Origin of the sequence: Desulfosarcina variabilis str. Montpellier (assembly GCF_048565275.1) — a bacterium.
Taxonomy (GTDB): Bacteria; Desulfobacterota; Desulfobacteria; order Desulfobacterales; family Desulfosarcinaceae; genus Desulfosarcina; species Desulfosarcina variabilis.
The window spans coordinates 3,080,059-3,100,618 of the sequence record NZ_CP159846.1 but is presented as its reverse complement, the minus strand read 5'-3'; the positions used below and the strand labels follow the sequence as shown (position 1 = coordinate 3,100,618).

Annotated in this window: 16 protein-coding genes and 1 pseudogene; 9 read left to right on the top strand and 8 right to left on the bottom strand. The window is 54.3% G+C overall.

All coding sequences use genetic code 11. The features are described 5' to 3' along the window. The first annotated feature begins 26 nt into the window (after nucleotides 1–26). Nucleotides 27–761, top strand: coding sequence for a FadR/GntR family transcriptional regulator (locus Dvar_RS13790; protein WP_419662281.1), 735 nt, complete (start codon nucleotides 27–29; stop codon nucleotides 759–761). A 3-nt stretch (nucleotides 762–764) separates the two neighbouring features. On the opposite strand, the gene Dvar_RS13785 is transcribed toward Dvar_RS13790, so the two are convergent. The 5 genes and pseudogenes from Dvar_RS13785 to Dvar_RS13765 form a co-directional block, all read right to left on the bottom strand. Next, nucleotides 765–908 carry a hypothetical protein gene (locus Dvar_RS13785; protein WP_419664258.1) on the bottom strand — a complete coding sequence of 48 codons (144 nt, stop codon included), beginning with the start codon at nucleotides 906–908 and terminating at the stop codon, nucleotides 765–767. Nucleotides 909–993: 85 nt separating this feature from the next. Then, nucleotides 994–1,071, bottom strand: a pseudogene (locus tag Dvar_RS13780) (hypothetical protein); the annotation flags it as partial. A gap of 4 nt (nucleotides 1,072–1,075) precedes the next feature. Continuing rightward, a complete protein-coding gene (locus tag Dvar_RS13775; RefSeq protein WP_419662280.1) occupies nucleotides 1,076–2,371 on the bottom strand; it encodes a multidrug effflux MFS transporter in 1,296 nt (431 codons plus the stop codon). A 36-nt stretch (nucleotides 2,372–2,407) separates the two neighbouring features. Further along, complete coding sequence (locus Dvar_RS13770) at nucleotides 2,408–2,854, bottom strand: iron-containing alcohol dehydrogenase (RefSeq protein ID WP_419664109.1); 447 nt, start codon at nucleotides 2,852–2,854, stop codon at nucleotides 2,408–2,410. Nucleotides 2,855–3,640: 786 nt separating this feature from the next. Further along, nucleotides 3,641–4,669 (bottom strand): hypothetical protein, encoded by a 1,029-nt coding sequence (locus Dvar_RS13765; protein ID WP_419662279.1) that lies wholly within the window; start codon nucleotides 4,667–4,669, stop codon nucleotides 3,641–3,643. A 407-nt stretch (nucleotides 4,670–5,076) separates the two neighbouring features. Here Dvar_RS13765 and Dvar_RS13760 point away from each other — a divergent pair, with 407 nt between their 5' ends. Beyond that, nucleotides 5,077–5,586 (top strand): GNAT family N-acetyltransferase, encoded by a 510-nt coding sequence (locus Dvar_RS13760; RefSeq protein ID WP_419662278.1) that lies wholly within the window; start codon nucleotides 5,077–5,079, stop codon nucleotides 5,584–5,586. 18 nt (nucleotides 5,587–5,604) lie between these two features. Here Dvar_RS13760 and Dvar_RS13755 read toward each other — a convergent pair whose 3' ends face one another. From Dvar_RS13755 to Dvar_RS13745, 3 genes are all read right to left on the bottom strand, one after another. Further along, complete coding sequence (locus Dvar_RS13755; RefSeq protein ID WP_419662277.1) at nucleotides 5,605–7,218, bottom strand: hypothetical protein; 1,614 nt, start codon at nucleotides 7,216–7,218, stop codon at nucleotides 5,605–5,607. Nucleotides 7,219–7,500: 282 nt separating this feature from the next. Then, complete coding sequence (locus tag Dvar_RS13750) at nucleotides 7,501–9,114, bottom strand: hypothetical protein (protein ID WP_419662276.1); 1,614 nt, start codon at nucleotides 9,112–9,114, stop codon at nucleotides 7,501–7,503. A gap of 70 nt (nucleotides 9,115–9,184) precedes the next feature. Continuing rightward, entirely contained in the window at nucleotides 9,185–11,428 is a 2,244-nt protein-coding gene (locus tag Dvar_RS13745; protein WP_419662275.1) for a putative transposase, read from the bottom strand. A gap of 324 nt (nucleotides 11,429–11,752) precedes the next feature. Here Dvar_RS13745 and Dvar_RS13740 point away from each other — a divergent pair, with 324 nt between their 5' ends. The 7 genes from Dvar_RS13740 (at nucleotide 11,753) to Dvar_RS13710 (ending at nucleotide 20,549) form a co-directional block, all read left to right on the top strand. Then, nucleotides 11,753–12,004, top strand: coding sequence for a hypothetical protein (locus tag Dvar_RS13740; protein ID WP_419662274.1), 252 nt, complete (start codon nucleotides 11,753–11,755; stop codon nucleotides 12,002–12,004). 96 nt (nucleotides 12,005–12,100) lie between these two features. Then, a complete protein-coding gene (locus Dvar_RS13735) occupies nucleotides 12,101–13,207 on the top strand; it encodes an OmpA family protein (RefSeq protein ID WP_419662273.1) in 1,107 nt (368 codons plus the stop codon). Nucleotides 13,208–13,287: 80 nt separating this feature from the next. Next, nucleotides 13,288–14,823 carry a DUF1254 domain-containing protein gene (locus Dvar_RS13730; RefSeq protein ID WP_419662272.1) on the top strand — a complete coding sequence of 512 codons (1,536 nt, stop codon included), beginning with the start codon at nucleotides 13,288–13,290 and terminating at the stop codon, nucleotides 14,821–14,823. Between the two features lie 182 nt (nucleotides 14,824–15,005). Continuing rightward, nucleotides 15,006–16,544 carry a DUF1254 domain-containing protein gene (locus Dvar_RS13725; RefSeq protein WP_419662271.1) on the top strand — a complete coding sequence of 513 codons (1,539 nt, stop codon included), beginning with the start codon at nucleotides 15,006–15,008 and terminating at the stop codon, nucleotides 16,542–16,544. A gap of 130 nt (nucleotides 16,545–16,674) precedes the next feature. Then, on the top strand, nucleotides 16,675–19,116 hold the full coding sequence (locus Dvar_RS13720; protein WP_419662270.1) for an arylsulfatase: 2,442 nt from the start codon (nucleotides 16,675–16,677) through the stop codon (nucleotides 19,114–19,116). A gap of 98 nt (nucleotides 19,117–19,214) precedes the next feature. Continuing rightward, nucleotides 19,215–19,625: a cysteine rich repeat-containing protein gene (locus tag Dvar_RS13715; protein ID WP_419662269.1), complete on the top strand. Its 411-nt coding sequence runs from the start codon at nucleotides 19,215–19,217 to the stop codon at nucleotides 19,623–19,625. An 81-nt stretch (nucleotides 19,626–19,706) separates the two neighbouring features. Beyond that, on the top strand, nucleotides 19,707–20,549 hold the full coding sequence (locus Dvar_RS13710; RefSeq protein WP_419662268.1) for an acid phosphatase: 843 nt from the start codon (nucleotides 19,707–19,709) through the stop codon (nucleotides 20,547–20,549). The last annotated feature ends 11 nt before the right edge of the window (nucleotides 20,550–20,560 follow it).

The window sequence follows — 20,560 nt, the reverse complement described above, 5'->3', positions numbered from 1 at the left end:
ATTAAAAATAATCAAGCAAACTAACAATGAACGTGAATAAAAACACACTCAGCAGCAAGCTTGAACGCCCCAAACGGCTCTCTGATCAAGTGTCTGACATTCTGCGGGAAAAAATCGATACGGCAGTGTTCAAACCCGGAGAGAAATTGCCCACGGAAACCAAGTTGGCAGAAACCTTTGGCGTCAGCCGCACGGTGATTCGTGAAGCCCTGGCACGGCTTAAATCCGATGGTTTGCTGGAATCCCGGCAGGGTTGCGGTGCCACGGTTTCCGAGAGCCATCAACGCAGTGCCTTCCGCTTCGGACACCACACCACCGGTGAGCCCAAAGACCTGATCCATCTTCTCGAACTGCGGGCCATTTTGGAAAGTGGTTCCGCAGCCCTAGCCGCACTTCGCCGGAGTCAAGACCAGCTGGAGCAGATGGCAGCCTGCCTTTCGCGGATGCGTGAGGCCGTCATGCAGGATACGGATGGTGCGGACGATGATTTTCAGTTCCACCGCCTGATCGCCGAGGCCGCCGGCAATCCGAACCTGCTCGATTTCATGGCGTTTTTAAACACCAAACTGGTCGATCAGATTCAGCACGCCCGCCGGTATTCAAGGCAAAAAAAAGGATTGCCCCTGATTGCTGAAAAAGAACACGAGGCCATTTACCAGGCCATTGTCGCCGGCGATGCCGATGCTGCCAGAGCGGCGGCCATCGACCATATCACCCAGGCAACCCGACGCCTGGGGCTGGAGATTTTAAACCGTAAATAGCGGCTATTTATCCACTTTTCTGGCGAGTTCCGCCGGATAACGGTCTCCGGAAATCTCGATCTCATCAAGGGCTGCATTCAGTACCCGCAACTCTCCAGCGGTCAACTCGATGTCGGCGGCACCCAAATTTTCTTCCAGGCGATGCATTTTGGTCGTACCGGGAATTGGAACGATCCATAGAGTACTCGCTTTGATTGGCTGTGAGCGGAAGGACGGCGTGAGCGCGGCGAATCGTCTGAACGCCCGCTTCGGAAAGCCCCCAGTGCCTGACCTTGCCCGCCTGAATCAACTCACCAACGGTCCCTGCCACGTCCTCAATCGGCACGTTCGGTTTGCATTTTATTCTCCTTTTGATCACTCAGACGCGAGTTCGCCTTATGAATAGTAGGCACCGGGGTGAGCAGACGCATGGAAAGCAGACTTCCGATACCAGCGAACCCAATCACCCAGCCCATGGGCCACGGTGATCCGTCGGCGAATGTGCCGACCAGAACGGAGCCGACGATGCCGCTGCCATACTGAATCGCACCGATCAGCGCGGACACGGCACCGGCGCGTTCCGGGAAGTCGGCCAGTGCCCCCGTAATCGAGTTGGCGACAATGAAACCGGTGGCAGAGACGTACACGAACAGTGGTCCAACCAGGCCCCACAGACCGCCCCAACCGGTGTGGACGACGACCGCCGTGGTTACGGCCGAAAGCACGGCGACGATGGTGCCGAACAGCAGCATACGGTCGTAGCCGAATCGGGACACCAAACGCGAATTGAGCAGGTTGGTTGCCATGATGCCGATGATGCCAAGACCGAACAGAAGCCCGTAACGCTGGGCCGGCACGTGGTAATAGTCGATGTAGGCAAAGGGTGTCCCTGCAATATAGGCGAACATGCCGGCGTAGAAAAAACCGCCCGCACCCGCATAGCCCAGCAGCCGGCGGTGGCGCAGGAGTTTTGTGTAACGCAGCATTGCAAGGCCCAGTGATTCACGGTTGCGCCTTGCAGCAGGCAGGGTTTCGGGAATCGTGAACAGCGCGGCAAGCGTCAAGAGCCCGATTCCCACCAGCACCCAGAAAATGGCTCGCCATCCGGCAAGGCCAACGATCTGCCCGCCCACCAACGGACCGATGAGCGGGGCGATCGCCATCACGGTGATCAGCGTTGAGAGCATTTGCGCCGCCCGGTTGCCTTGGTAAAGATCGCGTACCATCGCGCGAGACAGTGCCACGCTGGCACAGGCGACCAGTGCCTGGACCATGCACCAGCCGATCATTGCCAGGGCGCTGCCCGAAAGCGCGCAGCCGGCCGAGCCGATCACAAACAGAACCAGGCCGATGGCCACGGATAGTCGGCGGCCATAGCGGTCGCCGACAGGCCCCCAAAGCAGCTGCCCCAGGCTGAAGCCGATGAGATAACCGGAAATCGTGAACTCAACCATGCCTGCATCCGCATGAAGGGAACGACTCATCGCCGGCATGGCGGGCAGGTACAGGTCGGTCGAGATCGAGGCAAATCCCATCAACAGGCTGAGGACCGCGAGTACATACCAATTGGGAGACGCCGGTATCGAAGCGTCTCTATTTACTTTAATTTTTGAATTCGGTGATACAGCCATCAAAATTCCTGTTATTTTGAGAAATAATTGTAGCGGTTACAATGCGGACTTGAGCACCGTGACGATATCTGCCTTGCTCAGGGCAGGACGGCCTGGGAGATTGCCCGCTTCGTCGCGAACGACAAGCACGGCATCCGCTGCATACTGTGAGAACAGTTCCTCACCGATCCCCACCTCGGAAAGACGCGTCGGGCAACCGATGGATTTCACTTTTGTCTCTGCATTGCTGATGACCGCACCACAATTCATTTCCGAACCGGTGGCGGCCAGGGTCGGCACGGTGATGATGGGCAGGGCCTGGGTCGGGATCACCCAGTTTTCCTGTCCGTGGCCAATCAGGTTCCAGGGATCGCCATCGTACAGGGTTGCTGCAGCGATCACCTTGGCGGCGTCCATGGTGCTGCCGTCGCCCAGAGCGATAACCACGTCGCAGCCTTCCTTGCGGGCGATGTCCGCACCGCGCTTTACATTTGATTGTAAAATTCGAAATTAATGGTTTCTCCTTGGGTTGTTCTTTTTTTATCACATAATACTACCTGACATGGGCATCGGAAATATCCGATCCTATCAATAACTTGCCTATTACTGCTTAGGTTTTAGTTTCTGGCTATTTGGATCTCAAAAAATATTATCCGAGATGTGTCTGCCTGTCCGGTGCACGCAGAATGAACAGAATGATCATGGCCGCATACATAAGTTCCATCATCAGCAGGAACGGCACCGGCAGGTCGGGAGCGATAAAGGAGCCGCCGATCCGCTCATAGCGGAAATGACAACACCGTCAGGAGCGTGCGCAAGTCGGTCAGATAAATCCGGCGGGAGAAAGTCGCTATCAAATTGTTAGGATCGGAGATGAAATAAATTGATTAATTGAATCGGGTTAATGCTGCATATCGTTCCACAGCGGCAGGGTAAACTCAAGCATTTTTTAAGTGGGGGGGTATTTGCCGTTGTCAAATATTGAAGGCCTGTTTGAACCCTCTGGAGCCGGACAAAAAACGAGATGGGAAACCGTACGTCAGCTGCATGCTGGGTTACAGATGAGCAGCCGTAACCGTTTCGGGTAAGCCTTAGCCGGTCCAGAGAGATTTTCAAACAGGCCCTGAAAGCCCCTGTTCACCAATTCGATGGCGGGCGGCAGCCGCTGTAATCCTCAGCAGGCGAAGGGGGGCAATGCATCATCCACCACATTCACATGAAGCTTTTTTCTCATGCCTTTACCCCCACAGCGCTTCACAGTGCATTCACCATCGTTACCAACAGGAGCATTTAATTGCCGTAAGCACCGGCAAAGGACTCGACACAGTCTTCATCGAAAGCAATGGAAAATTGCGCCAGGTCTTCGCCGTCCACGTCACGATCTTGATTGGCATCAATTGTACAGCCATCTTCTTCCCATCCAGCCAGTCTGGCCCACAGCCACCAGGCCGCATAGGCCTTCTGGTTGGCATTGAGCGGCTCGCTGTGAGCGGAGCTGCAATCGTACCAGTCTGTCCCTTGGGGATGGTTTTCATCATTTTGCCACTCGGTGGCCCAATTGCCCAATTTTGTGCCACCAACCCCGTCATAGTAATCGCAGTTGTCATTGACAAATTCGTAATAGACCCCGTCAGGGTCATAGCGCTCGATGTCGGCAAAGTCGTACAATACCTTGTCATTGGCATTGCAATAATCGCGAATCATCTGATTGGCGTCTTTGTTATTGGCATCGTCCCAGATATCCACATGGCCGGTCATATACACGAAGGTCACATCTGGGTAATCCGCCTCCAGTTGAGCCATGGGGGTCAAGTACTCGCTCTCCAGGGTGCCGGCAGCATATTTTGAATCGACTTGGCCGCACCATGACCAGATAATCACATTGACATCCGCGTTTGCAGAATCATTCAGATAGCTCCGGGTGTTGTTAACCCACTGGGGATAATACCCCACGTCTCCGCCCATGGCATAATCATGCAGATCCAGCGCCCCCCCGGTGCCGCCGTTATTCCAGTCAAAAATATCCGCGGGCAGGGCCAAGCCAAGCCCGCCGCCATTGGCAAAACCCACCAGGCCGGCCATGCCCGTGGTAATCTGGCTACCGTGGGAGGTATGACCGTAAGCGATGTGCAGATTGGCCTTGGCCGCCTCGATGGCGCTTTGGGGGATGAAGGTGATATCCGTACATGTATGATCGACGATAATCGGCTCGGCGGCCAAAAGGGGCGATACGGCTGATAACGCAACCGCAAGTGACAGGACAAAAAAACGCAGCAGGGATGTCAGGTGGCCGTTAAACGGGGTAGACGGTAGGTTCATGCTCACTCCTTCATCATGTTCAGATTAATTTTCGCATTGCAATCAGCGAGGCCTGCATTCGAATGAGAATACCATGAGACATCCATTGCCGTGTGAGAAACCAACGGACAAGCAGATAGCGACCCATGGATAAGAAATAAAGGATTCATGACATGATCGGTTAGCAAATGACATACCGACTCATAGCCATCAAATAATATCAATACCAGCCGAGAGGTAATCAGTCGGCCGCGCTTTATCCAATGACCTTTTTTTCCCACCATCCCAGTGGTACCGACATTTTTTTCCCGTTTGGCGCAGCTACAATTGCCTCCTGTTGGCTGGCCGGGGTTGACAGTCCTCCGAGTTTCAGATTTAGTTTACCCTACATCACGCAACCACTTACAGAGACCAAAGGGTTTCCCGACATGGCATCCGCTCAGCAAGCCACACTCATCAATGGCTATATTCCCGGCACCATCGGCCGTATTGCCGAGCTTCACGGCACCTATTATGCGAAACACTGGGGATTCGGGTTGTACTTCGAAGCCAAGGTGGCCACGGAACTATCGGCATTTCTAAAGACCTATGACCCGCAGCGTGACGGGCTATGGGTGGTCGTCAAAAATGGTTGCGTGGAAGGCGGCATCGTGATCGACGGCAGCCATGCCTGGGACAAAGGCGCCCATTTACGCTGGTTCATCCTCTCCGATGCCCTGCGTGGATCAGGCTGGGGGCGAGAATTGGTTGCCACGGCCGTTGATTTTTGCGTTGAGAAAAAATACCCGCAGATTTATCTCTGGACCTTCGAGGGCCTACATGCGGCCCGGCACCTGTACGAAAGCGCCGGGTTTCGCCTGGTCCAGCAGCATAAAGGCAGTCAGTGGGGCACCGAGGTAAACGAGCAGCAATTCGTGTGCCGGTTGCCTGTTTTATAGCCATATGGGTTCGGCGGATCAACTAACCTTGACGCCAACGCGGGCCAAACCAAGAACAATTCGCTCAACGATCTCATCAAATTTTACAAAGTGACGAATCAACACACTGCCGCGCCGAGAGAAGTCGGGTTTTAACTTGAGCAGTTCCGCGGCAGCCTGGCGTCCCTCGCGAATGCGTCCCAAAAGGCCAAGGGTCGCTGCTTTGGCCAAGTGATCCCAGAACAGATTGGGGGTTCTGAAGTTCAGCGATTCCAGATAGGCCTGATAATAATCCTGCTGTCTGAACATGTCCAACCACAATGCATGATAGACAATGGCATTACAGTGAGGATTGATATCGATGACTTTTCTGATCAGGTCGGGGCCTTGCACCCAGTCCCCAAGAAGGGTCAGCAAATAACCAATGTTGTCAAGAAAAATCAGGGATTCCGGATTCAAGGCCAGGGTTCGATCGGCTTCGGCCCTGGCGGCCCCAATCTCATTGGCCAGCATCAGGGTAAAAGCCAGGGCTGTTCGGGTGCGTTGGTTGGCCGGTTCCAGTTTGACACCGGTCTGGGCGAACCCGACGGCCTCGTCGATAGGCGTGTCTACGGCAAACAACTCCGTGCCGTAATTGATGGCATACAGCCGGGCGAGCATGCTCCACACCAATCCGCATTCTGGTTCTTTTTGAGTAGCATGCTGGAGTGCTTCCAGGGCACCGATAAATGACGGCTGGGTGTATTGGGCGTTAAATTCATAATACCGCAACACGGCTTCATAGGTAGTGAGCCTGTGAAAAGGCGTGTGTTTTGATTCAATGGACAACTGTCTGGCGATGATTCCGTATTCCGCGCAAATCTTACCGGCCACGGTTCTGGCAACGTCCCCCGACAAAGGCATCAAGCTGGCTGGATTCAGATCCGCACGGAAAGTATCGGCCCAAATTTGCATCCCCGTTGTCAGATCCGTCAGAAAGACGTTCACCTTAAAGCCCGGCACATCGTGGTTGACGCTGCCGCTCAACGCAAACCGTGCCCCGCTGTCCGAGGCACGCCTTTTTCTTCTCTCGGGTTGTTGCAGAAAAACATGGATTTCCTGGTGGCGTGTGATCTCCATGGCAATTTCGGAAGCGATGGCAGTCCCCACGGGATCGAGTTCCGAGTTGCCGGTCAGGTTGGCAAAACATTGAACCGTCAGGCGCGGCCAGGTTGTCTGGACACATGGTTCGAAATTTTGATCAGCATGGGAAAGTACTGTGCCGGCCGCAATGCTTTGCGGTTGGAATGTCGGCACGTAAGTGCCCTTGGGAATGTCGATGCGGATGGGATCGTTTTGTCCATCCACCAGGTAATACCGTTCAAGGGCCCTTCTGAGCTTGTTGGCCTGAATGCTCACGACCGGATCGGTGGACTGGTCGAAATCTTCCCGCCGCCCGAACACCTCGGTGGCGACGGTGTAGCCCTTGATCTCATCCGCCTGTCCGGCCAGCGTTCTTTCGATCACGTAACGCAGGAATGCGTGCTGGGCATCCGTGGCCTTGAATTCCGGTGAGTTCAGAATCCGCGCCATCTGCTCGCGAACCGCCCCAGGTGAGCATCCGGGGTCTCTGGCCAGGACGGTTGACGGTTTTCTTGATCGGTTTCTGGGCATCGCTCAGTTTTTCGGGCATTGGTGTTGAAATCGTGGCTTGTAAAAAAGAAGTACGGTCTATCCAATAACAGGCGGTCAAAAAAACAAGTCAGTATTACTGAAGCTCCCAAGCGGATCGATGCAACCAATGTAACAAATATCGCCCGATATGCAAGGGAAAGTTTTGCAGGCGATCTGTCCCTGGCCTGTTCTTGATCAGGCCAGGGTTTTCTTCCCGTAAGGATCATCTGCCCTGACCCTTTGCGGTGACGACCGGAAAAATGATGACGCGGCTGTGGGCAATCACGCGATGCCCAGGCCGCATGCACGAAGGCCTATGATGGTGCGGTCCAGAATCTCGTCGAATTTGATGTAATGACCCAGTAGTCTGCGACCGTTTCGTGAAAAGTCGGGTTTGAGTTTGAGCAGTTCGGCGACGGCCTGCCGGCCTTCATCGATTTTGCCCAGCAGCCCCAGCGCCGCTGCTTTCATCAGCGGGTCGAAGTACCGGGTGGGGGTTCTGAAGTTCAGCGTTTCCAGATAGGCCTGTTCGTAGTCCTCTTGCCGAATCCAGTTCATCCACAGCCCGTAATGCACAATGATGCTATAGTAAGGGTTGAGACGGATCGTTTTCCGGATCAGCGCCGGGCCCCGCTCCCAATCCCCGCAGAGCGTCATCAGATAGCCTATTTTGTCATACAGAATCAATGCGTTGGGATTCAAGGCCAGGGCGCGCTCCGCCTCGCCGAGCGCGGCTGCAAGATTGCCTTGAAATAGCTGGACGAGGCCGAAAATGAACCTGACCCGCTGATCGGCGGGTTCCAGCTGCACCCCTTTCTGGGCAAAGACAAAGGCTTTTTCCAGTGATGTCTCGCGGTCGAACAGCGCCATGGAGTGATTGATGGCATGAAGCCGTGCGAGCATGGACCAGGCCAGCCCGCATTGCGGCTCCCGCGCGGTCGCCTGTTCAAGCGCTTCAAAAGCGTTCCAGTATGTTTCGGCTGTAAACTGAACGTGGAATTCGTAGTATCGCAAAAGGGCCTGGTAGGTTCGCAGGTCCGACGGCGCAAATTTTTTCGAATCGATGGACAGGGCCTTGGAGATGACTCCGGTTTCTCCGGCAATTTTGGCGGTGATCACCTGGGCCACATGTTCCTGAGAACCGATCAATCGGGCCGCCTCCGGTTCGCAGTGATGCATATCTCCCCAGATGCGGATGCCGGTCCGGGTATCGTTCAAATTGACGGCCACCTTAATGCCGTGGCCATCCTTGCGCACATTGCCACCAATGGTAAAGCGGGCACTGCTGTCCGACTCCCTTCTTCCCGGCATCGATGTGTTTATCATCAGTACTCGAAGGTCCTGATAGCGGGTGATTTCCATTGCCAGTTCGGTTGCCAGGCCGTGCGCCAGATAATCCAACTGCGGATCGCCGGTCAGATTCTGAAACAATTGGACTGAAACGGTCGGCCAGGCGCTCTCCGGAGCGTCTGCTTCAACGCGATCCATTGGTCGCCCGTCATCGGCCGGGAACGCGCATTGCCGCTCAAACGTCGGCACATAGGCGCCCTTGGGAATGTCGATGCGGATGGGGTCCTTTTGCCCGGCCACCAGATAATATCGTTCAAGTGCCCTTCTGAGCTTGTTGGCCTGAATGCTCACCACCGGATCGGTGGCCTGGTCGAAATCCTCCCGCCGCCCGAATACCTCGGTGGCGACGGTGTAGCCCTTGATCTCATCCGCCTGTCCGGCCAGCGTTCTTCCGATCACGTAACGCAGGAATGCGTGCTGGGCATCCGTGGCCTTGAATTCCGGTGAGTTCAGAATCCGCGCCATCTGCTCGCGAACCACCGCAGGCGAGCATCCGGGGTCTCTGGCCAGAACGATTGACGGTTTCCTCGATCGTTTTTTGGGCATGGCTCAATTTTTCTAAAGTAATTTCAGAACACCTTACCTCCGTGAAAATTAAAATGACACCAACGCAGCTTCAATCATCACTATTTACTAGCTCATAGGCGAGAACCAAATTACTTCCGGGATACTCTATCTCAGCCTTGTTGAGTTTGTCTAAAAGAGCGGCGATTGATCGATTGTCCGCCGGCGTTGAGGCATTGTGAATCCTTACGAGTAAACGTTTATTTTCCATATCGGGCAATAGGTCGGCATCTGTAACGAACAGGCCCTGCAGCAGTCGCCTGGCATCGGGCATATCCACCGTTGGGCCGAGCAACATTGCCGCCATGGCCGTTTCCGCCCGATAGGCAATCATGCGCACGGTGTCCATCAATCGCTTGCGACCCGGAAGTAGCCGATTGAACTTGTCCTTGTCCTCCAGTTCCCCCCAGGTGATGTGTTTTGGCGTCTGTTTCAATTGGGCTTTCAACGTTGCCAACTGATGTTCATGCTGGTCGATTTCTTCCAATAGCTCGCTTTTCCGCTTTAGCCATTTTCTGTATTTTTCCGGATCCGTTTCGCTTTCCGGATGCATGGTCATTTCGGTAAAACGTGCCCGGCGATAGCGCATCCGGCTTTGCACCTGATTACGGCTACGGTTCAGTTCCCGCCAGTTGGGGTTGACCACTTTTTCGGTGTCAGGAATCTCCACGACGCCATATTCACAAAGCATATCGATTTCAAAGTGTTGCTTCATATAGCGAAAGAAATTTTCCTGACACCACCGGCTAAACATGCGTACCGCCAGTTGGGTATGCGGCAGATCGTAGGCGGTGCTGATCAGACTGGTTTGATGGCCCGAATCGGTCAGCTTGCGAACCTCACGCACCCAAAACGCGTTCTTGCCCGAGCCCAGCAAACTACCCATCTCAGCCAAACGCATAGTGACCGTCTCGCCGCTGGGCATGATCACGGTTTTTCCCTCAAACCAACTCTCCGGCCACGGTTCGGCGGGGTGCTTGTGATAGGTGATGCAGGCAATCCGATGCATGCGCCACATCCTGGCAAAAAAGGCCGGGCTGTAGCCCTCCCGGTCGAAAACCAAAACGAAGCGACAAAGATGGGCATTGGCCGCCAACGCCTTTTCATCGGGCTGATTGGGAACCTCGTCGAGCAGCTGTGGCACGATGTTGTGCTCGACTACCTGGATAAGTCCGGGGTCGATCGGCTTTTCGATCAGAAAAAAAGGCCTGCCGATGGCATCGTTGACCCAATAATCTGTCGTGCCTCGTAAACACAGCCGCTGTCGGGTGACATAGCGCCGCGGTAGTTTGGTCAGCTTGCCGTGATAAACGCGAACATGGCCATCGATGTAAAGGGTGCCGGCCGCATCTGGCTCGGCCTGCATCCAGTGCTTGCTGAGATGCGCGGCCCATACCTCGGCCGCATTGGCCTCGCTCATTGTATCCATCTTTTTTCTCAGGCACCGCGCTTCCGGAATACGATCCAAACCCAAAAGCTTGCCGAATTCACCTGGCGGATTCTCGCGCAAGCGTTCAACGGTCTTGACCCGGCAAAGCGTCATAAAGGCCAGCACCAGCAAGATTTGGAAGATGGTGTAATACCCTCGGATCTTGCCCAAAAGCTTTTCGGCGCCTTCCAAAATGCCGTTGGCCAAAAGTGCCGGCACGGCACACAACACCCCTGCCTTGGGAACATCCAGGCAGGGCTCGAATCGCACTTGCGCTTCACCTTGACCGATCGAGGCTAAAGCCCGGTCCATCACCCGAGTGCAAGCCGTACCCATGCCCTTGGCCGCGGCCGCATCCACCGCGCTGCGCGATGATTTATCCGTGCTCGTCCTCGCCTTGGATGCTTCGACATATTGGTGTTCGTGCAAGCGCCCGTCATTGATGGCCTTGCGGAAGGTGTCGAGCTTAACGCCTAACTGCTGAGCGGCATCGTGACGCGTGAATCCATGATCCAAAAGGACCTGGGCTTGCTCGAGCACCTGCGGTTTCAGGATATGGCCTTTCCGACCACCTGGTTTTCTTTGAAAAAAAGCCTCCGGGCCTCCTTCTCGCAACTTTTTCAATGCCCGGTTGACGTTGCTTTTGGAAACACCGAAGGTCTCGATAATATCCTTGTGACGGCACGTGCCGGCGTTGATCATCATCGATGTAATCAGCCTGAACAGCCGGTGATCATCGGCAGCATGCGTATAAATCGGAGTTAACCCCATATAATAAGTCCATCGATCTTCGCTTCGATAGACGGTCACCAGATCGCTGATTCGTGTAGCTCCTTCTGGTATCAGCGGAAGAATTAATTGGGGCATGACACCTTCCTTATTGCTTTAACTACAGTGCAGTAAAGTTTAAGACTCTAATCATCGGACAGGTATCATTATTATTTTCCTGAAGAAAAATGAACAATTTTTTGAATCGGAATAATAAGCGCATGTAATGCCAGTTAAAATTTATTTTTTACTCGTCAATGCTTTTGTAGGAAATCAAGTTTTCTGAATTTATGGATCGTGGCGCCCGGGAAGAGAAGTATAGTTTATCCTATAATAGGTGTTCAAAACAGACATTTTAATATTACATAAGCTCTATAGATGATCAATGTAACAAATGTAACAGAATATGCAAGGGGAGAAACCATGTCGGTGATCAATCCGGGCCTGTTCCTGATCATGCAACGATTCCCGTCGGCGAAGGATAATTTGCGCCAGATGTACTTGAGCAGCCCATCCTTTCAGAGCCTTTGCGATGACTACCAGAAATGTACGGAAGCGATCGAGCACTGGACGCGATCCGGACACGACCAGGCATCGGAAAGATCCCGCGAGTACCGGGAACTGAGGAAAAGCTTGGAAAGTGAGATCAAAGAGCGCATCGACGGGATGCGGTAATGACCGTGCTCGTATTTCGAGCGGCGACGCCATCGCCTGGACGGTGCGGCATCGTCGTGTTTAACGGCTTCATTCAGGAAAAAAAGGAGGATCATCATGAAAAAAGGGATCATTGCCATTGCCGCCATGCTCAGCGTGGCGATCACCCTGACATCCATCAATGTCCACGCGTTCGAGATCATTACCCGCGAAATGATGGAAAGGGAAGTCGTCACGGAAATCGATTTCATCAGAACCGTGGATAATTTCATTATCCTGTTCGACACGTCCAGTTCGACCAACCAAAAAATTCCCGGCGCGCCGGTTACGAAAATCCAGGCGGCCAAGGCCTTCTTGAAAGCCCGTAACGCCTGGTTGCCGGAGCTGGATTTCAAGGCTGGGCTTTACGAGTACACCAACAACCAGACCTTGACCGGCACGTTCAAGGAAATCTACGCCATGCAGCCCTATAACCGCGAGCGCTTTGCCGAAGCGATCGATAACCTGCCCGAGAAAGGCCAGGGACCGGCCATGCTGCAGGCAGGCTTAAGCGGTCTGCGCAAAGTGCTTGCCGGTCTAACCGGGAAAACGGCGGTGATCCTATTCACCGACGGCAAATTTACGGTCAGAAAGGGTACCAAGCGCCCGCTTCAGATCGCCCAAGAAATCGCCAGGGACAATGATGTCTGTTTCTATCTGATCAGCAGCGCCACCGAAGCGGTCAACAAGCAGTTGCTGGAAGGGGTGTCCAAAGTCAACGCCTGCTCGCGGGTGGTCCCCATCGAACTGTTTGTAGATTATCCCTTTTATCTGGGCGGTGCCCTGTTCACCGTCAAGGCCACCAGCTATACGCGCATCAGGCCGGTCTCTAAGGTGGTCGGCTTTGTCGCTCCGGATATGCAGTTCGATTTCGACAGCGCCGCTATCCACGATGTTTATCTGGAAAAGCTGGGTCTGCTGGCGGACTATCTGCAGACGAATCCCGATGCCTATGTGGTTGCGGCAGGCTTTACCGACAATACCGGTGACGCGGAGTACAACCTCGCCCTTTCCCGGCGTCGGGCGGAAAGCCTCAAAAATCACCTGGTCGACAAATACGGAATTGGTGCGAATCGCATCGTGACCCTGTGGTTCGGCGATCTCAACCCTGTTGCCGACAATGGCAGTGCATCTGGCCAACAGCGCAACCGGCGGGTGGAGATTGCCGTTGGCACCGGCAATTAACCCCTAAACGGGGCGATTAGCGGCTAACGGCTGAAGGCTGCTCACCCTGGATATCTCTTATCCTATCTCGGAGAAACATAATGAAAAAAACGCTTTTCCTCAGGCTCGCTGCGATACTGATACTGTCAGTGATGGGGGGCGGCTGCACCCACCATACCGTGCCCCCGGCCAAAATACGTATGACCACCGAGATGCCGCCATCGATCACCGTCCCGGACAAAATCGATTCCCGCATCGGAAGGCTTGAGTTCTTCGACGGTTTCCCCACGGCCCAGACCGTTAAAAGGGCTTACGATTTTCTGGATTTCCAACGCGGCGTGGATGTGTTTCTCGACGAGATGCGGGCCGCCTCCATGGTGGCTTTGAGAGACGGCCACCGGCAACTGGGCATCACCGACGCCCACCAGGTAGCGGTTTTCGAGGGTCTCATGGATTCGAAATCCCTGTGGCTGACGGCCAACTCGGAAACGGTCTATGCCAGCACCTTTATCGATCTGAAGAAAAACGGCCCCACCGTGATCGAATCACCGCCGAACGTCCTGGGCATTCTGGACGACATGTGGATGCGCTACGTGGGCGATATCGGCAACGCCGGGCCGGACAGGGGCAAAGGCGGCCGGTTCGTCATCCTGCCGCCTGACTTTGAGGGCGACGATCCTGATGGGTATCACGTTTTCCGTTCCAGAACCTACGGGGTCTGGCTCCTCATACGCGGATTTCTTGTCGACGGGGATACTGGCCCGGCGGTGGCGAGCATTAGAAGGCAGCTGCGGATCTACCCCCTCGCCCAGGCAGACAACCCGCCTGCCATGGATTTTAAAAATGTCTCCGGCGACGTCCACAATACCATCCATGCCAATGATTTTCATTTTTTCGAGGAATTGAACACCCTGATTCAAGCGGAGCATGCGCATTCCATCAGCCCCGAGGACCGCGGCCGTCTGGCGCTGCTCGGCATCGTCAAGGGCCGGCCTTTTGATCCCGACCCGCGCATGCGCACTATCCTCGACGAGGCGGCCCGGGTGGGGGCGACCATCGCCCGCGCCATGAGTTTCGCCTCCCGCGACGATGTGAGTTATTTCTATCCGGGTACGGACCGCACCTGGTTCAGCGCCTTTGCCATCGGCAACCACGAATTCATGGCCGAGGACGGCTGGCTGAACCGCGATGCCCGCACCCAGTTCATGTACAACGCCATCGGGATCACCCCGGCCATGGCCGTAGCCATGCCCGGCATCGGTTCTCAATATGCCGCCGCCTGCCGTGACGCCGACGGCGAATATCTGGACGGCTCGAAAACATATAAACTCAGGCTGCCTGCCCATGTGCCAGCCAAGGATTTCTGGTCCATCGTGCTCTACGATTCCCAGACCCGGTCCATGCTGCAGACCGACCAGCAGTATCCCAGCCTCAACAGCCAGCGCGGATCGATCCGGGAAAATACCGACGGCAGTGTGGACGTCTACTTCGGCCCCCAGGCCCCTGCCGGTAATGAGAACAACTGGATCCAGACCGCATCGGGAAAAGCGTTCTGGCTGATCCTGCGCCTGTATGGACCGCTGGAGCCCTGGTTCGACAAGACCTGGAGGCCTGGCAAAATTGAAATGGTCAAATGAAATCCGGGGGGCTCGCAACAGGAGAAATGAAACGGATTCTTTTTCTGGACGGACACTAAATAGAAGGTAGAATTTGCACCGGAAGCCCGGCCGGCAGGATAATCTGTTCTGGCGCACTTTTCACTTTCGACTGGGTGTTTTTTTGCAGCTATAGTTCATTTGCTAAAATTGGAGATGCACGGATGAATGATTTCAAAAAAATGAGTAACGGATTTCTTGTTGCCTGCATGGTCACTGTTTTTCTGGCAAGTGTTGTCAATGCAGAAAAAATTCCAAAGGGCTACAACACCCCGATCCCCAGCGCCATCATGACACCGGACAAAGTCAAAACCCGCATTGGAACCCTTGACTTCTTTGACGGGGTGCCCACCGAAGAAACAGCACAATTAGCACTTGATCACCTGACCTTCCTTCGCGGCGTGGAGGTGTTTCTCAACGGCGTGCCCATGGCGTCCATCCACGCGCTGGTGGAAGGGTATAAAAGCATTGGGGTCACCGAAGCCAACCACATGATCGTGACCGATAAATTAATGGATTCCAACCCTCTCTTCCTCACGGCCAACACGGATACAGTGTATGCCTTCAGCTATTTCGATCTGGAAAAAACCGGCCCCCTGGTGATTGAGGTCCCGCCGGGTACCGGTCCGGGAACCGTCAATGATGCCTTTTTCCGCTTTGTTGTGGATATGGGCGCCCCAGGCCCTGACCGGGGTAAAGGCGGCAAATACCTGATTCTGCCTCCGGGTTACGAGGGAAAGGCACCTGAAGGCTACTTCATTGCAAAATCGCCAAGTTACATCAATCTGTTCGTTCTTCGAGGATTTCTTGTAGATGGCAAACCCGATGCGGCCGCCAAAATGTTCTCCGAAAAGGTGCATGTCTACCCGCTGTCCCAAAAAGACAACCCGCCCAAGATGGTCATCACCTCAGGTTCCGGCATCTCATACAACACCATCCATGCCAATGATTTTACCTTTTACGAAGAGATTAACGATGTGCTGCAAAAAGAGCCCATCGATTTTATCGACCCGGAACTGCGCGGCCTGTTCGCCAGTATCGGCCTGCAAAAGGGGAAAGAATTCAAGCCGACGCCCGAGCTCAAAAAGATTCTGACCGATGCGGTGGCGGTGGCAAACGCCACGGCACGATCCTTGATTTTCCATACCCCTCAGAAAGAGGCTTACCTGTATGAGAACAGTTACTGGAAAGTGGCCTTTATCGGCGGCAACCATGAGTGGCTCAAAGATGACGGGGCCGGCGGACGCTACCTGGATGCACGCACCCTGTTCTTCTATGGTGCGACTGTAAATACCCCCGCCATGGTGATGCAAATGGTGGGTATGGGATCGCAATATGCCATGGTTACCCAGGACAGTAAGGGAAATGTCCTGGATGGCGGGAAAACCTATACGTTGAATATCCCGGCCAACGTGCCGGCCAAGGATTTCTGGTCGGTTGTGATCTATGACCCGCAAACGCGCTCCGAACTGCAGACTTCCGATCCATTTCCAAGCAAAAATAGCGAGGCGGACAAGATGATCCCCAATGCCGACGGGTCCATCGACCTCTACTTCGGACCTGAAGCGCCCAAAGGCAAAGAAAACAACTGGATAGAAACCGTGCCGGGCAAATCCTGGTTCCCGATCCTGCGCCTTTATGGCCCCCTGGAACCATGGTTCGACAAAACCTGGAAACCCGGTGAGATCGAGCTGGTCAAATAAATGCCGCAGGTTGTCCCAGGAATCGACAATAGCCTGATGCGCCATAGGCCACGGTCAGATTAACGTGTGACATATTGCTGCTCCAATACAGAATTCAACGGTTCTAGAGAAATTATACCATTAAGGAGGCATGATGAAAGTATTGAAGACCGCAATTTTCTTTTTAGGCATTCTATCCATTGCGTCCTGCAGTCAGTTGGCCGTTCATCAGAGGATTGGAGAGAACAACTCAATTCCCTATCCACTGGAGGAATGGAAAGGGGTCAAGGGGAAGACTCTGGCCGACTCGAAACCCGATTTTGTGGGCCAGAAAAAAGCCCCCGACGGGGCTCCCAATGTACTGATCGTGATGCTTGACGATGCCGGCTATTCGAGCGCCACATCCTTTGGGGGCGTCATGCGCACACCGACCTTCGACCGTCTGGGAGATGAAGGCATCCGGTACACGCACATGTCTGTCGCCGCAGTCTGTTCCCCGACCCGTGGCTCGCTGTTGACCGGCTATAACATTCACCAGATCGGGACCGGGATCATATCCGAATTTGCCACCGGTTATCCGGGATACAATTCGCAAATTGATTACAGTACGCCTTCCATTGCGAAAATTTTAACGGACAATGGTTATGCTACGGCAGCATTCGGCAAATGGCACAATACCCCCATGGAAGAGGCCTCGCCTGCCGGTCCGTTTGAGACCTGGCCCACAGGTATGTGGGGGTTTGAGTATTTCTGGGGATTCATGGGCGGTGAGACCAACCAGTTCCACCCGTTGCTTTATGAAAACACGACCGCCATCGAGACCCCGAAAACCAATGCGGACGGCTCCGAATTTCACATTTCCCAGGGCATGGCCGATCAGGCCATCAAATGGCTGGACAGGTGGAAGGGACTAAGGGATGCGCCTTTCTTTATGTATTATACACCGGGCGCTGTTCATGCGCCTATCCAGGTTCCCAAAGAATGGCGCGACAAGTACAAAGGACAATTCGATGAGGGGTGGCATGCCTACCGGGCCCAACAACTGGAGCGCCAGAAGAAACTGGGTCTGGTTTCCCAGGATGCCAAAATGGTCGATTGGCCGGAATCCATTCCCGAGTGGGATTCCTATAGTGAGGAGGGAAAGAAGTATTTATCACGGCAGATGGAGGTCAATGCAGCCTTTCTGGAGCATGTCGATTTTCATACCGGGCGGGTCGTCGACCACATTGAGGAAATGGGCGAGTTGGACAACACCCTGGTAATTTATCTGACCGCCGACAACGGCTGTACCGCCGAAGGAACGCCCACGGGAACATTCTCAGAACTGTTGATGCAGAACGGCTTCCCGCCGCTGACCATGGAACAGCAACTGGAAAAGCTCGAAGAATTCGGCGGCATGGATGAATGGGGAGGGCCGCACATGGCCAACCATTATTCGGTCGCCTGGGCGTATGCATCATCAACCCCATTCCAGTGGACCAAACAGATGGCTTCCCATTTTGGAGGAACCATGTCGGCCACGGCCATAAGATACCCCAAAGCCATCAAGGCCAAAGGCGAATGGCGCAGACAATTTCAGAATGTTACGGATATCGTTCCCACCATTCTCGAGGTAACCGGAATTCCGGCACCCGACTATGTGAACGGCCAGAAACGAAAGGCGTATCCGGGTAAATCGCTGACCTATGCATGGAACGACCCGGATGCCAAAACCAACCATCCCACCCAGTATTTTGAAATGACCGGCTTTGCAGGATTGTATCACGATGGGTGGACCATCAGCGGAAAACCGTATCGGATTCCCTGGTCGGTAGATCCTGCGGCCATGGCAAAATTCGATCCCCTGAATATCGAATGGGAATTGTACAACATCGATGAAGACCCCATCCAGCAGGTCAACGTGGCGGACCAGTATCCGGAAAAAGTCAAGGATCTGGAAAAAATATTCTGGGAAGAAGCCGAGAAGTACGATGTCTACCCTGTCGGCGGATCCCTGGGCCGCTTGCTGCAGCCTGAATCCAACCCACAAAGAGCGGCCAAAAGACACTGGGAACTGACACCCAATGTGTACCGGGTGCCCGAAATGGCAGGACCGGAGATCAAATCCACCAATTACGAGGTGAATGCCTATTTGACGGCTGATGAGACGACCCAGGGTGTTATTTATGCGGTTGGTGAGCATATCGGCGGACAGGCGTTGTTCATCAAAGACGGAAAACTCAGATACAGCTACTCCACACTTGGCCTTTATTGGCATGACTTCGACGGCGATCTAAAAATTCCCCATGGAGATGTAAAAATCACCCTAAAACATACCATGAAGGAGCCAAGGCTCAACGGCCCCTCTACCGTCGAACTGTTCATCAACGATGAAAAAGTGGGAGAAATGGCCATCACGGCAACCGTCTACGGTGCTTATACCGGTCATGAAACCTTCGATATTGGCCGCGACGAAGGCATGCCGGTAAATGAGGAATACGCTCAGTTCGGCAAATTCAAATTTACGGAAGGGCAATTGCACAAAGTTGTATTTGACATAAAGAATCCCGACGAACAGGAAGTGAGTGCCGCTGAGTTCAGCGATATTGACTGAGTAGACAGTTACGATCTTATTTACGTTGGTATGTGACGGATGCGAACGGGTTGATTTCGTCTCGTTCAGTGTCCCCATTTTTACACTAGGAGGAAGATATGTCCAGGATGTTGAGAATATTGGTTGTAATGGCGGCAGCAATGATGATTTCGTCCACGGCATTTGCCACCGACCCCTTGACCCAGACCGTTACGGATGGTTGCAAGGCGGAACTGGAAAACTATTGCAAAGGTGTTACCCCCGGCGAGGGACGGGTGCTGGCCTGTCTGTACGCCCACGAGGATAAATTGAGCGCGAAGTGCGAATTTGCCCTGTTTGACGCCGCGGTCCTGCTTGACCGGGCGGTCTCCGCCCTGGCTTATGCGGCCTACGAGTGTGAAGACGATCTGGAGAAGTATTGCGCCGACGTGCCTGTGGGTGAAGGACGTTTGCTGGACTGCATTACCAAAAACAAGAAAAAGGTCAGCAAACGCTGCCTGGACGCGCTTACCGAGACGGGACTGAAATAAATCCGGGCTTGTGTATCGGGAACCGGGAAGCGTCCTGACACCTTGAGCCCTTCAATTGGTTTGGAAAGGATTTCTGACGTCATGTTTATCCATGTCGATCGCGTGAAAAAATGGCAGATCGTATTGGTGCTTATATGCGTGGGGATGATGATGGGCTGTGCCGGCTTTCAAAAGCAAGGCCCTGATTCTGTTCCGGAAATAATGCCCGGCATCCTGGCGGGCTATTTGAATCGGGATGCCCTTCCCAACAGCCTGGCACTCCTTCCGCCGCCCCCGGCCGAAGGCTCTGCTGCGCAAGCACTGGATGATGAGATAAGCAAAGATAGCCTGGCCCTAAGAGGCACGCCGCGCTGGACGGTTGCAATTCAGGATGCGGAACTGAGGTTTCCCGAAGCGGCCGACACCTTCTCCTGTGCCCTGGGCATTCCGATCTCGGAGGAGAACACGCCGCATCTTTATATGCTGCTTCGCCGCACCCTGGCCGATGCCGGGCTGTCCACCTACACCGCCAAGAATCAATATCAGCGCAAACGCCCGTTCATGATGAACGGGGCGCCCGTCTGCACGCCGAAAGAGGAAACGAAGCTGAGAAAAGACGGCTCCTACCCGTCCGGGCATACGGCCATCGGATGGGCCTGGGCGCTTGTCCTTGCTGAAATTGCACCAGACCGGGCGGATGCCATCCTCGCCCGGGGGCGCGCGTTCGGCGAAAGCCGGATCATCTGCAATGTGCACTGGCACAGTGATGTGGTGGAAGGCCGCTTTATGGGCGCTGCCACGGTCGCCCGACTGCACGCCGATCCGCAATTTTGTGCGAATTTGAAAGCGGCCAAAGCCGAATATGCAAAGGTTCACGAAAAAGGCCTTCCGCCCACCGGGGACTGCCGGGCGGAGGCTGAGGCACTGGAGAGCGGGGCGCCTTGAAATTGTTTTGT

Coding starts and splice junctions, on each gene's coding strand:
- Dvar_RS13710 (WP_419662268.1), top strand. CDS start 19,707: ATGTTTATCCATGTCGATCGCGTGAAAAAATGGCAGATCGTATTGGTG.
- Dvar_RS13790 (WP_419662281.1), top strand. CDS start 27: ATGAACGTGAATAAAAACACACTCAGCAGCAAGCTTGAACGCCCCAAA.
- Dvar_RS13745 (WP_419662275.1), bottom strand. CDS start 11,428: ATGCCCCAATTAATTCTTCCGCTGATACCAGAAGGAGCTACACGAATC.
- Dvar_RS13735 (WP_419662273.1), top strand. CDS start 12,101: ATGAAAAAAGGGATCATTGCCATTGCCGCCATGCTCAGCGTGGCGATC.
- Dvar_RS13730 (WP_419662272.1), top strand. CDS start 13,288: ATGAAAAAAACGCTTTTCCTCAGGCTCGCTGCGATACTGATACTGTCA.
- Dvar_RS13775 (WP_419662280.1), bottom strand. CDS start 2,371: ATGGCTGTATCACCGAATTCAAAAATTAAAGTAAATAGAGACGCTTCG.
- Dvar_RS13785 (WP_419664258.1), bottom strand. CDS start 908: ATGCATCGCCTGGAAGAAAATTTGGGTGCCGCCGACATCGAGTTGACC.
- Dvar_RS13760 (WP_419662278.1), top strand. CDS start 5,077: ATGGCATCCGCTCAGCAAGCCACACTCATCAATGGCTATATTCCCGGC.
- Dvar_RS13740 (WP_419662274.1), top strand. CDS start 11,753: ATGTCGGTGATCAATCCGGGCCTGTTCCTGATCATGCAACGATTCCCG.
- Dvar_RS13755 (WP_419662277.1), bottom strand. CDS start 7,218: ATGCCCAGAAACCGATCAAGAAAACCGTCAACCGTCCTGGCCAGAGAC.
- Dvar_RS13765 (WP_419662279.1), bottom strand. CDS start 4,669: ATGAACCTACCGTCTACCCCGTTTAACGGCCACCTGACATCCCTGCTG.
- Dvar_RS13715 (WP_419662269.1), top strand. CDS start 19,215: ATGTCCAGGATGTTGAGAATATTGGTTGTAATGGCGGCAGCAATGATG.
- Dvar_RS13720 (WP_419662270.1), top strand. CDS start 16,675: ATGATGAAAGTATTGAAGACCGCAATTTTCTTTTTAGGCATTCTATCC.
- Dvar_RS13725 (WP_419662271.1), top strand. CDS start 15,006: ATGAATGATTTCAAAAAAATGAGTAACGGATTTCTTGTTGCCTGCATG.
- Dvar_RS13750 (WP_419662276.1), bottom strand. CDS start 9,114: ATGCCCAAAAAACGATCGAGGAAACCGTCAATCGTTCTGGCCAGAGAC.